11 protein-coding genes are annotated in these 11,884 nt (G+C 58.9%); 7 read left to right on the top strand and 4 right to left on the bottom strand.

Features of this window, described 5'->3' with window-relative positions:
• The first annotated feature begins 303 nt into the window (after positions 1 to 303).
• The 6 genes from B0684_RS10930 (at position 304) to B0684_RS10905 (ending at position 7,092) form a co-directional block, all read left to right on the top strand.
• Entirely contained in the window at positions 304 to 732 is a 429-nt protein-coding gene (locus B0684_RS10930; protein WP_018649984.1) for a pilin, read from the top strand.
• A 278-nt stretch (positions 733 to 1,010) separates the two neighbouring features.
• Positions 1,011 to 2,915 carry a tetratricopeptide repeat protein gene (locus B0684_RS10925; protein ID WP_018649983.1) on the top strand — a complete coding sequence of 635 codons (1,905 nt, stop codon included), beginning with the start codon at positions 1,011 to 1,013 and terminating at the stop codon, positions 2,913 to 2,915.
• A 33-nt stretch (positions 2,916 to 2,948) separates the two neighbouring features.
• Positions 2,949 to 3,860: a glycosyltransferase family 2 protein gene (locus B0684_RS10920; protein WP_077277029.1), complete on the top strand. Its 912-nt coding sequence runs from the start codon at positions 2,949 to 2,951 to the stop codon at positions 3,858 to 3,860.
• A gap of 31 nt (positions 3,861 to 3,891) precedes the next feature.
• Entirely contained in the window at positions 3,892 to 5,046 is a 1,155-nt protein-coding gene (locus B0684_RS10915; RefSeq protein WP_026313040.1) for a glycosyltransferase family 4 protein, read from the top strand.
• Positions 5,047 to 5,102: 56 nt separating this feature from the next.
• On the top strand, positions 5,103 to 5,807 hold the full coding sequence (locus tag B0684_RS10910; protein ID WP_233123439.1) for a class I SAM-dependent methyltransferase: 705 nt from the start codon (positions 5,103 to 5,105) through the stop codon (positions 5,805 to 5,807).
• 154 nt (positions 5,808 to 5,961) lie between these two features.
• Entirely contained in the window at positions 5,962 to 7,092 is a 1,131-nt protein-coding gene (locus B0684_RS10905; RefSeq protein WP_026313039.1) for a glycosyltransferase family 4 protein, read from the top strand.
• Between the two features lie 9 nt (positions 7,093 to 7,101).
• Here the strand turns inward: B0684_RS10905 and B0684_RS10900 are convergent, their stop codons facing one another.
• From B0684_RS10900 to B0684_RS13830, 4 genes are all read right to left on the bottom strand, one after another.
• Positions 7,102 to 8,022: a glycosyltransferase family 2 protein gene (locus tag B0684_RS10900; RefSeq protein WP_077277028.1), complete on the bottom strand. Its 921-nt coding sequence runs from the start codon at positions 8,020 to 8,022 to the stop codon at positions 7,102 to 7,104.
• Positions 8,023 to 8,529: 507 nt separating this feature from the next.
• Positions 8,530 to 9,174: a class I SAM-dependent methyltransferase gene (locus B0684_RS10895; protein ID WP_018649978.1), complete on the bottom strand. Its 645-nt coding sequence runs from the start codon at positions 9,172 to 9,174 to the stop codon at positions 8,530 to 8,532.
• 6 nt (positions 9,175 to 9,180) lie between these two features.
• Entirely contained in the window at positions 9,181 to 10,485 is a 1,305-nt protein-coding gene (locus B0684_RS10890) for a lipopolysaccharide biosynthesis protein (RefSeq protein ID WP_018649977.1), read from the bottom strand.
• A gap of 143 nt (positions 10,486 to 10,628) precedes the next feature.
• Positions 10,629 to 10,997, bottom strand: a complete 369-nt coding sequence (locus B0684_RS13830; RefSeq protein WP_158077142.1) for a UDP binding domain-containing protein — start codon at positions 10,995 to 10,997, stop codon at positions 10,629 to 10,631.
• A 373-nt stretch (positions 10,998 to 11,370) separates the two neighbouring features.
• Between B0684_RS13830 and B0684_RS10880 the strand changes: the two genes are divergently transcribed.
• Positions 11,371 to 11,790 carry a pilin gene (locus B0684_RS10880; RefSeq protein WP_018649975.1) on the top strand — a complete coding sequence of 140 codons (420 nt, stop codon included), beginning with the start codon at positions 11,371 to 11,373 and terminating at the stop codon, positions 11,788 to 11,790.
• The last annotated feature ends 94 nt before the right edge of the window (positions 11,791 to 11,884 follow it).

Raw genomic sequence — 11,884 nt, 5'->3', positions numbered from 1 at the left:
GCGCAGCGAAGAGCCGGGATCTCCACCGCTCGAACACCCCCCTGATCGATGCTCCCCACCATGACAACCAGGGGCAACCCAGCCCCCAGACTGACAACGCGCGTCACTTAACGTGACCATTTTTGTCACGTGACACACCCGGGAAGAGTGTCGGCGTGACCCATGCCACAGACCACACCGCGGCCGGGCGCCATTTTCACGCATTCCCGCACTCTTGGCACGCCCAATGCTTCTACTCAGACAGCTGCCCACGGGGTGGCCGGGCCGAAGGCCCAGCTTTTATCACATCAAGGGAGTATGACCATGCAAAAAGTGAAGAGCGTCCAGAAGGGCTTCACGCTGATCGAACTGATGATCGTTGTGGCGATTATCGGCATTCTGGCGGCGATTGCGCTGCCGGCCTATCAGGACTACACCGCACGCGCCCAGGCCTCGGAAGGTCTCAGCGCCACCGCTGGCGCTCGCGCCGACTTCGGTGTTGCCTCTTCCGAAGGTGAAGACTACGATTCCACGGTCAGCGGCCTCAGCAATCTTGATGGTCGCTATATTAGCGGGGTGACCTTCGCCAACAGTGTGTTCACCGTGAGCTTTGGCGACGGCGTGTTGGATACCGGCTCCTTCGACCTCTCCCCGCGCATCAGCGCCACTGACGGCCAAATCCAGGGCTGGACCTGCAAGACCCCGGTGGCGCCGGTGGAAACCAAGTACCTGCCCGCGGCTTGCCGCCCGTAAGCTGACCACGTAGTCACGCTCACCAGAGGGCCACTGTGGACAACGCAGTGGCCCTTTTTTATGCGAGCTCCTTTATAAAAGGCAGTTGACTCGAGACAGTGCATTCGCTCCGACAGGTTACGGCTTCTTGGGACAACCTGAAGGTGCGTTACCCGCGGCACCCCACGGATCTTTTCCACGCACCCTCGCTGTGTAAACAGAACGGCACCCAGATGCAGACCCCAACAAACTTCTCCCGGACGGCTCTACTCGCTCCCTTGCTTCTAGTGAGCGCAGGCATGGCTACGGTCGCAGCACTCTACACCCTCGCCCTCCCCGGATACTGGCTTTTCGACGACTGGCCAAACCTCGTGGCGCTCAATCAGGTTAACGATGTGCAGTCGGCCCTCCGGTTCATCCTGTCCGGCGAAGCTGGGCCGCTCGGACGCCAAGTTTCACTGGCGACTTTCGCCCTACAGGCGGACGCCTGGGATAATCATCCCGAGGCAATGCTGAAGGTCAACTTTGGCATTCACCTCCTTGCGATGGTAGCGGTCTTCTTCCTGGCTTCGGGGCTCTCGCGGGCACGGCTTGCCAACGCCCCTGCCAAGACTTGGTGGATCGGGGCACTGGTCGCCACCATATGGGGCCTCGCACCCTTTCTGGCCACGACCCACCTGATGGCCATTCAACGGATGACCAGTCTTTCCGGCCTTTTCGTGTTTGCCGGCCTCGCCCTTTTCGTGTGGGCACACTTCATGGAGCAACAACGTTGGCGCCAACTCGCTCTGGCCACCGGCCTTGGCCTTGCGACGTTGCTAGCCACTCTGTCGAAGGAGAACGGGGCGCTTCTGCCGCTCCTCGCCCTCGTGATGCTGCTGGCATGGATCCCGCGAGAACTCTGGCTCAGAGATACCGTCGACCGCTGGTTGCTCGGCCTGCTTATGTTTCTTCCGAGCGCATTCATCATCTTCTACCTCGGTAGCGGCTTCATAGAGACACTGCAACGGGGAGACTACGGTTCCGGACGGGAATTCTCCCCTTGGGAGCGGATACTTACACAACCGGTGATCGTGCTCGACTATCTGCACCAGCTCCTGTTGCCACGCCCAATCGCAGCGACGCCCTTCATGGATCACACCCCCCATTCGAGCGGCTGGCTGGAACCCCCCATCACCTTAGTCGCCTGGATTTTCTGGTTCGCTCTCGCCGGATTGGCCCTGTTGCTCCGCAACCGGGCTCCTTGGCTAGCTTTCGGCTTGGCCTTCTTTCTCATAGGCCACGTTGTAGAGTCGACCTACATCAACCTAGAGCTCTACTTTGCGCACCGCAACTATGTGCCCGCTTTCGGGGTGTTCTTTGCGTTGGTCTATTTCGCGCTGACGATTTCCGCCGCTCACTTCCGTCTGGCGACTTCAGTAGTGGGCGCGTATGCCTTGATCATGGCGGTCAACCTCTTTCAGGTTACGGCCAGCTGGAATGACCGGGCGGTCACCGCACAACTGTGGGTCAACCACAACCCGCATTCGATCCGCGCTGCTCAGTACCTAGCCTCTCATTATCTATCGGAAGGCGAATACCGCGCCGCCGGGCGCACCCTTGAGCAAGCAGCGCAACAGTACCCGCATAACGCGCTCCTGCAGATTCAGCGCACCAACAACTGCGTTAACGACGTCGAAGGCTTTCCTGACTTGCTGGAACAGGTCAAAGCCGCTCTAGAGGCCACGCCCCGATATCGACCAATAGGCCCTATCGAGCTAAACCAGTTGGCCCGATCCGAGTCACCGTCCGTGCTATGCCCACCACGAGACCATAACGCCATCATTGAAATGGCCGACGCACTGCTCGCGAACCCGAAATACGCACGGCGCGACTTTGCCGCGTCCCAGCTTCAGCTGGCCAAGGGCTTTGCCTTGGCGCAACTTGGCGAATACAAGCGTGCCGTGGAGCATTTTCATGAAGGGATCCGCCTACAACCGGACCTGGAAGTCGCGTTCCGTGCGCTGTCCCTTCAAGCCAACTTGGGCGATTATGACAGCGCCTTTTCGTTTTTGAATGAACTGGAAACGTACATCCCAAATGACCCGCTTCGACGCGGCCTTTGGCGGGTACGGCTAGATGAGTTCCGAGAAATCCTGCAGGATTCTCAGAAAATCGACGAGGGAAAGGCGATCAACGATGCGCGTGCGAACAATCGCTTTTAATCCCGACACGCCTTCTACTCAAGGACATTGCCAATGCAACCCCAGCTTAGCGTCGTTATACCGGCGAAGAACGAGGCTCAGGCGATCGGCCCAGTCGTTAAAAAGATCCTCGAGTTGTATCCGAAGATCGAAATCCTCGTCGTCAACGATGGATCTACGGACAACACAGCCGAAATCGCGGAGAAGGCAGGAGCCCGAGTGATCTCACACCCCTACAGCATGGGCAACGGTGCCGCTATAAAACATGGCGCCCGAGTGGCCGAAGGGCGCAAGATCGTATTCATGGACGCCGACGGCCAACACGACCCGTCCGATATCCCACGACTGCTCGAACAGATCGACAACGGTTTCGACATGGCCGTAGGCGCCCGCCAGAGTAGTTCGCAGGCCAGCATCCTCCGGGGCGTCGCCAACCGGTTCTACAATCGGCTCGCGAGCTACATGACCGGCCACCGTATCGACGACCTCACATCGGGCTTCCGCGCAGCGCGTAGCGAGAAGTTCCGCGAATTCCTCTCGCTGCTGCCGAACGGGTTCTCCTATCCGACCACCAGCACCATGGCGTTCTTTCGGGCCGGCTATCCCGTCGCCTATGTCCCGATCACCGCATCGCCGCGGATCGGCACGAGCCATATCCGACTTGTGAAGGATGGCACCCGCTTCCTGCTGATCATCTTCCGGATCGGCACCCTGTATTCGCCCCTGAAACTCTTTGTTCCCGTCAGTCTGAGCTTCTTTTTGGTGGGGCTGGGTTATTACCTGTTCACCCTCATCACGGCGGGGCGATTCACCAACATGAGCGCCCTGCTGCTCACCACCTCGGTCATCATTTTCCTGATTGGTCTTGTCTCCGAGCAGATCACCCAACTGATGTACAAAGGCACCGGCACTGAAGAGGCTCGCCCCCCCACCATTGCACCCGGCTCCACCACCCATGAACAATAGCCGCCCTACGAACCGACGGCCCAGTGCGGTAATGGTCAGCCGAAACCTGCCGCCACTCACCGGTGGCATGGAGCGCCTAAACCATCACGCCTACCAAGCCCTAGGCAAGCGCTTCAAGGTCGCCTTGTGCGGCCCTGCAGGGGCCAATTCGATTGTGCGTGAGGAAGATACGTGTAGGGAAGTTGGTCTATCGTCGTTATCGCGCTTCCTCGTCACCTGCCAATGGAAGACGTTTCGCCTGGCACGCCGCTTCCGTCCTGCAATCGTGTATTCCGGCAGTGGGCTGACGGCTCCAGCTGCCCTTTTGGCCGGGCGCTCGACAAGGGCCCCTGTTGCATGCTTCCTTCACGGCTTGGACATCGTCGCCGACCATCCGGCCTACCGCTTGGTCTTCCTCCCGGCCATCCGCAGATGCGACCGCCTGATTGTCAACAGTCGCCATACCGCAGGGCTGGCAATCGCAGCCGGGGTGCCCGAGGAACGGATCGTGGTCGTCCATCCTGGTGTGGATCTTCCGAATTTCTCCTTACGCGAAGGAGCTCGCGCCAGATTCCGCGACCAATTCGGGTTTGGCAGCCGACCCTTCCTTCTCGCCGCGGGCAGACTTACCGAACGAAAGGGGCTCGCGCCGTTCATCAGGCACGCATTGCCAGAAGTCGTCCGCCACCTTCCCGAGACGCTTCTAGTGATCATCGGTGAGGAACCCTCTCACGGCCTTAAGCACCGACAAGGGATCATCACCGAAATCCAAACCGCCATTCGGGAGGCGAAGATGCAATCCCACGTTGTACTGCTCGGCGCCGTCGACGATGAGCAGTTATCAGACGCCTATTTCTCAGCCGACGTTCACGTATTCCCGGTGCTCGAGCGCCCCGGTGACGTTGAAGGATTCGGGATGGTTGCAATCGAGGCCGCCGCCCATGGACTCCCCACGGTCGCGTTCAAAGCCGGCGGCGTGGGCGACGCGGTCGCGCATGGACAATCTGGCTGGCTCGTGGAGCCCGGCCAATATGACGAATTGACACACAACATCCTCAACGCGCTCGACCGTGCGAATAGTCACACTGAGCAGAGCCATGTACGTGATGCCCGCGCCCACGCCGAACGTTTCTGCTGGAACACCTTCGATTCACGTTTTCTCGATGCTATTGAGCCGCTGCTTCAACGCTCCGCTTGCCCCAGCTGAACTTGCTTTTAAGACTGGCCCTCAACCGACAGGCTTTCACATTAATCTACGCCAACATGAACACACCTGAACACCAAAAGATCGCCGATTTCTATGACCACATCTACTATCGAGATGTGTCGTCCGATCTTCGGCCCTCCGCGCATCTAACGCGCCTCGCAGACCACATCCACATTTTGCCCGGACAACACGTCCTTGATGTCGCCTGCGGCACCGGCGCATGGTTGGCGACCGCCGCTCGGCGAGGCGCTATTATCAGCGGCATCGACCTCTCCAAGACCGCTATCGACGTCTGCCAGCAACGGCTCCCCGAGAGCGATCTACACGTAGGCCCCGCGGAAACTCTGCCCTTTCCCGACAACACATTTGATGTCGTCAGCTGTCTCGGGTCCCTGGAGCACTTCCTCGACCAGCCATTGGCAGTGCGCGAGATGGCTAGGGTTGCCAAACCCGACGCCCAAATCCTTATTCTCGTTCCCAACGCCGGCTTCCTGCCCTATCGGATGAAGCTCTACACCGGAACGCATCAGCAGGCCGCTCAGGAAACCATCCGCTCCCTCGACGAGTGGAAAGAACTGCTTCAGAACGCAGGCCTTCAAGTGGAGGATCGATGGAAAGACTTGCACATACTCAGCCGTGCCTGGATCTTCCGTCGCCCCTGGTTCGTTATGCCATTCAGGCTCCTGCAGGCTCTGGCATTACCCGCATGGCCGCTCTCATGGCAGTACCAGGTTTACCATCTCTGCCGAAACCGAGCGTGAGCCCCGCACGCCAGGATCCTATTCGCCGCGCCGCTATCGTATATCCCGTTGTTGCACGCCCCAGCGCCATAAGGGTGACGGGAACCCGATACACGCCTGACCAGTCCCTTTTGGGCAACCTTGCGCCCCGGCACACCAACGGACGACATTCCGCGTGAAGATCTTGGTCCTGACAAAACGTTTCAACATGGGTCGCGACTCGCAAAAAGACCGTCATGGCCGCATGTTCGCCCTGCCCATGGCGTTGCGTTCACTAGGACACGACGTCCGGGTCCTCGCCTCTGACTACCGACCGGCCAAAGCCAACTCAACTGCCCCCCCGCCAGGCCCTCTACCCTGGCATATCGCGCATATGTTCCGGGGGCGCCGACCGGCCCCACTACATTACCTCTCCACCATCCACACATACATGGACTCCTGGCATCCCGACCTCATTTGGGCCGGTTCTGATGCTCTCCAGGTCATTCTGGGACAGCGTCTCGCAGTGAAATATGGTTTACCTTGTGTGGCCGACATGAAGGATAACTACGAGTACTTTGGCCTCACACGCATCCCGTTCGTAAAAGCGTTTTTTCGCAGGGCTCTAAAGAAGGTTGCCGGAGTGACCTGTGTCTCCTCCTCACTCAAGGCCGCCACCACTCGCTACATCGACTCCACGAGCGTTGCCGTCGTTGAGAACGGAGTAAACCGCGACACATTCAGACGCACCGACCCGACAGCCGAGCGACAACGCCTTGGCTTCCCTGGCGACACATTTCTCTTGGGAACCGCCGGTGCGCTGACCAGCAGTCGTGGAATCGCGGCTCTGTCCAAGGCATTCGAACAAGTGGCGACCGACTTCCCGAATACAGCCCTTGTGGTGGCAGGAGTGAGGGACCAAGACTGGAAACCACCGAAACACGGGACGTATGCGGACCTTGGGATAATTGACTCTGGACTAGTGCCATCGCTCTACAATGCGCTCGACCTGGGAATCATATGCAATTTAGACAACGCCTTCGGCCGCTATTGTTATCCTCAGAAATACAACGAGATGATCGCCTGCGGTCTTCCAATAGTCGCCGCCCGTGTCGGCTTATTCGACTCAGAAAACAACGTTCCCGGGCTGGTTGGATCATTCCATCCAGGCGATGCGGATGACTTAGCGAAAGTATTGCGGTCCGTGCTGGCAGACTACCCAGGTCGACTGGCTGAAACCGCTGCAGCCGACTGGGATGACCGTGCTCGCGTCCTCGAGCAGTTCCTCAAGTCGATCGTGGTGACCCATTGGGCCAACCACCATTGACGGGCACCCTTAGGACCGTCGGCTTTGCATGCCACATCTCAACCTCTTACTTTCGGACAGCGTGGCGACCACAATTCTCAGCATGAGATCAACCACGCCCAGTGCGGGTATCAGTCCATATTCCCGCCGTAGCGCCATTAGCTGCCCCAAAGATCCCCGTGCCAATCGGGCTCGCTTTCCAGCAGCCATGCTCGAGTTGTGATCCTTGCTCAACTTGGATTGCAGATCATATCGCCCACCAGCCTTGCGGCGGACTTTCGCCAAGAGCGCGTCAAGAGTATTACGAGCCGGATGTCTGACCACCAGCGCGTCGATGTAGACGATCCGGTATCCGGCAGCACGCACGCGATGTCCCCATTCGCGATCGCCACTCGATTTGAGGTCCGAATTGAAGGATCCGCAGCTGATTAAAACCGGCTTTGGTACAATAAGATTGGCCGTGGCGCCAAACCCATACTCGTGAACAAAACGGGCCTGCCGAAGACCGAAATACAGGTCATAAAGTTCAGATGGGGTCGGTCTTTCTGCCATCTCCGGGAAGAGCGAAATATTTCCGGCCAAGACGACGTCGTGAGCTTTTTCATTGAGAACCGCGAAGGCAGTTGAAAGCCAGGTGCGGCTGGGCAAACAATCCGAATCGGTAGATGCAAGGATATCGCCCCGCGCTTCCCGGATTCCCCGATTCCGGGCGGCATATGAGCCGGGAGACAATTCAACCACCAGGGTCACCTGAAGATCCTCTGGTAAATTCGAGGGCAAGCGGAGCTGAGGATCCGATCCGTTGTCAACCACCAAAATCTCGAATTCAGAACGCGGAAACTCCTGTTCCGCAAGCGCCCTCAGGCAACGAACACACCGCTCCGAATCGTTGTACGTAGGAATGATCACACTAACCCGGGGCGGGAATAGCGCTTGCGCCCGCTTTCTCATCCTATCACCTCATTACAAAACTGGGCGAATGATCGATTTCCTCACGCCCGGTGCGCCAGCCGAGGGGCTGATCCACGTCTTCCATGGACCGTTCGCTGCTGGCTAGCTGAGCCTCTACCGCTGTAGCACTTGGCGCATCCGCACCCGTGCTTTCCGGGGCGTCCTGCTGTACCAAACCGGGCGTATGGCACTTGCCGCTCTGGCTGGCTGCAGGCCAAGTCCAGACAACTCGGCTTGAGTCGATCCAGCTGTCCGCCTCGCCCATACGCCGACTGCCACAAAAAGCAGGGTATCACCATCCCGAAAAACCTTCTCCAATACCCCTCGGCTAGCTGCGCTCACGCCCTCGGACACATTGCGCACATGCTCACGTGCGTCCCCAAGGGACTCCGGACTTCCGCCATAGATCGTCGCCGCTATTGATCATTGGCGCCCCAGCCTCCTGGATGCGCTGACGCACAAGTCCCGACCAAACGAATCCAGCCGCCAAGGGAACAAATAAACGCATCAATTCGGACCCCGCGTGTTCGCTTTTTCGAACACGAAAAATCGATGGTATGGGTGCTCATGAACCCGAAACGTCTTGGTGAGGCGCAACGGCAATCCGTCCAGCAAGTGACTGGCAACCCGCTTCAGTGAATAGCCAGCCTTGCTAATTTCCCAATGGTGTTCGCCATCAAACTCATGCCTGGGCGCCACCAACCGAGGCCTGGGAATCATAAACCTTACTGGGCCAAGCGTTGGCACATGGATTGATACCGGCCAACGGGTCGCTGCGTCCGGCAGAGAAATGACAATCGCCTTTCCCGCAACACGCGCCATCTCCCGGAAGGCTTCTCGACTCTGGTCGAACGGCATATGCTCGAGCATCTGGAAAGCACAGACGACGTCGAACGAGGCGTCCTCGAAGGGCATCTCGAATACGGACGCCACATGGTCAGGCTTAAGCTCCGGGTCTAGATCCAGCGTTTCGACATGGACACCCATTGCGCTGGCCACGGCCTTGAACAGTCCCGGACCGGGCCCCACCTCCAGGACACGCTCAGGGTATAGATTGATCACCTCGTCAAGCTGGTGCCACATACTCGCCCAACGTTGCTTGTGGACGTACTTTCCGAAATCGTAGTGTGCCTTGTCCACTTGTTTTTTCATCGACTCTCACCGCATCGCATGCGAAAGGATCCACAGCATCATTACGCTGTAGGCGATCACACCAATAACTGAAAACAGGGCAACGGCCCAAAGATCGCTCCCAAAGCAGTAAAAACCGACAAAAAGCCCTAGGGCCTTGCCGCCTGTACTGAACATCTCGTAAATAAGAAGACCACGCTGAATGCCAAGCACGGGAACCGCCGCAACGCTGGGTTTGTTGATAAAGTTGAACAGGAAAAACAGCGCCAGCCAACGGGCATATTCCCCGGCTATCGCCCAGTCGCTACCGAAAGCGACGCTGAACAGCCAGGGCCCCAACAGAACGACAAGGCCGAAGGGTACGATCCCGATGGCAAGCAGTACGCCGGTCGCGCGCACAATGTGTTGGGGCAGGTTTTCACCGTTGTGCGCAGCTTCCGTGATCCGTGGATAGAACACATCGGTCACAGCCTTGCCGAGCAGATTGCTGGGCATGCCCATTACCATCTTGCCGAGGGTGTAAAACCCCGCAGCCGCCGGCCCGAAGAAGGCGGCCAACATCAGCACCGGAAGACTCTGCGAGGCGGCGTTGATGAAGTTCTGCGGCGCCCGGTACAGCGGAAAATCACGGTATCGGTACACCAGTTCCTTCAATGGAAGCCCCGGACGCTCCTCTCGCGCGGCCGCGCTACCCTGGTCCCGGTGGCGGCGGCGGATGCCGATGAACAACAGCCCGGCGTGAAGCGCCTGGCCCAACGTAGCGAGCACGATGAGCACCGCACCTAGCGGATGCAGCCAGCCGATTCCGCTCATCGCGCTGTTCAGGACGAAGGAGTGCGCGACAGCGGAGCGGGCGACCACGCTGAATTCCTTTTTGCGGATCAGCCACTGTTGGGCAATCTGCATCCAAGCGGCGAAGAGCATCGCCACCGGGACCAGCAGCAGGAAGCCAGCCACGGCTTCCGTGCCGAGGGTAGCCGTGAGCCAATCGCCACCCGCCCAGAGGGCGGCAGCCGCCAGGAGGGCCACACCGAACGACAGGATTGCCGAAAGGCGCACCAGACCGAGGGCGTCACGCTCATCTCTGGGCAGGACGATGGCGATGGGATAGGCCAGTGCGGCGACGGGGATGGCGACCGTGACGATAGCCATGAAGGTACCCAATAGGCCGAAGGCTTCCGGCCCATAGATACGGGTGATCAGCGGAGCGAAAGCGACCGTAATGGCCTGCGCCCCGGCCGTGCCGGACGCGACGACCACGACGTTGCGCGCAAAGCGGCTGCGCCATACCCGTCTGAACGCGCGGCGAGGTACGCCGAAAGCGCTACTCATCCGGGACATTCACGTTAGGACCATTTCGCCACACTCGCGGGAGCTTCCACCTAGCGGGCAGCAAACCCAACAGTAAACGAACCCAACAGAAGCTTCTTTTTCTGGCAGCATTCACCACAACCCGTGAGTCCGGATTCCGGACACTACAGACGTCCGTCTACCCGGGTCCGGTCCAAGGAGCCCCCCACGTCGTACACTACGGCGTCCGCCTTTCCCCAGGCAAGGATATCGCCCGCGTTGCCGGCATCCCGGAACTGTTGGTGAGCGACGGCGAGTATCAGGCCGTCATAGGCACGCTCGTCGGGCTGCGGGACCAAGTCGATTCCGAGTTCGTCACGGGCTGTGACTGGATCTACCCAGGGAACATGCACATTGAGCTGAACACCATACGTTTCCAGCTCACGGGCAATTTCGATAACACGGGTGTTACGTACATCGGCGCAGTTTTCCTTGAACGCCAGCCCCAGCACACCAATGCGCAGCGTATCCGCGCGCAACGCCGGCAGACTCAATGCTGAATTCCCATCGACACGACCTTTTCTCTCAATCGGCGTCCGGTACGTGATGCCGGATCGCTCAACCCCGCGGGAGAATATAACAGCCACGACCGGCTGGTGGGCTGTGACGCCGAAAGACGTTCCGGCCCTTCTAGGGAAACACTGATCAGGAGGCGGTTCGCAATATGGCCGCCAGGCTTCATGATCGAGGCAGACGCTGATTCACCATGCTCACGCGCGCGCGAATCGCCCCGCAACCACCCCCTCGTCGTGCGTTTTCCTCAACTCGTCCACAACAGCTCACGGCGACGTTCATTAAGGAGACACCGCATCTGGCCCTGGAATTGCTAGGAGCTTTGGTGACTTCAGATTAAAGAGGGAGCGAATCGTGGACTCTTCGGAACGTGGCTTTACCCTGATCGAGCTCATGATCGTAGTGGCCATTATCGGAATTTTGGCGGCTATTGCGCTTCCTGCGTATCAGAATTACACGGCGCGGGCCCAAGCGACGGAGGCGTTTACCATAACAGGCGGCCTTCGGACGGCCATCGCAGACTTCCACTCCAGTACGGGCCGTTTTCCGGAAACTGAAGAGATTCCAGATGTTTACGACGGCGGTTTGGCTGGAAGCTACGTATCCTCCGTCGTGCTGGATGAAGATGGGGAGATTACCGCGACTTTCGGGATTGGGGTTCTCAGCGGTCAAACGATCGTCATGGAACCTCAGAACGGTTCCGCGCAGATTGGCGGATGGGACTGCAGCAGCGGCAGTGTGGACCCACGCTTCCTGCCACAGGCGTGTCGTTGAGCCGGGACGATGACCCTGATGGGGCAGCCCTGCCAACTGACCAACAAGGTCACACAAGTGACAACGCTGGTCAGCTGTGGTGGTCAAGTGATTT

The sequence above is a fragment of the Thioalkalivibrio versutus genome (assembly GCF_001999325.1).
GTDB classification, from domain to species: Bacteria; Pseudomonadota; Gammaproteobacteria; order Ectothiorhodospirales; family Ectothiorhodospiraceae; genus Thioalkalivibrio; species Thioalkalivibrio versutus.
Note: the sequence above shows the minus strand (reverse complement) of the source record. Positions and strands in the feature narration are given on the sequence as shown.

Coding starts and splice junctions, on each gene's coding strand:
- B0684_RS10910 (WP_233123439.1), top strand. CDS start 5,103: ATGAACACACCTGAACACCAAAAGATCGCCGATTTCTATGACCACATC.
- B0684_RS10925 (WP_018649983.1), top strand. CDS start 1,011: ATGGCTACGGTCGCAGCACTCTACACCCTCGCCCTCCCCGGATACTGG.
- B0684_RS10930 (WP_018649984.1), top strand. CDS start 304: ATGCAAAAAGTGAAGAGCGTCCAGAAGGGCTTCACGCTGATCGAACTG.
- B0684_RS10890 (WP_018649977.1), bottom strand. CDS start 10,485: ATGAGTAGCGCTTTCGGCGTACCTCGCCGCGCGTTCAGACGGGTATGG.
- B0684_RS10915 (WP_026313040.1), top strand. CDS start 3,892: ATGGTCAGCCGAAACCTGCCGCCACTCACCGGTGGCATGGAGCGCCTA.
- B0684_RS10895 (WP_018649978.1), bottom strand. CDS start 9,174: ATGAAAAAACAAGTGGACAAGGCACACTACGATTTCGGAAAGTACGTC.
- B0684_RS10900 (WP_077277028.1), bottom strand. CDS start 8,022: ATGAGAAAGCGGGCGCAAGCGCTATTCCCGCCCCGGGTTAGTGTGATC.
- B0684_RS10920 (WP_077277029.1), top strand. CDS start 2,949: ATGCAACCCCAGCTTAGCGTCGTTATACCGGCGAAGAACGAGGCTCAG.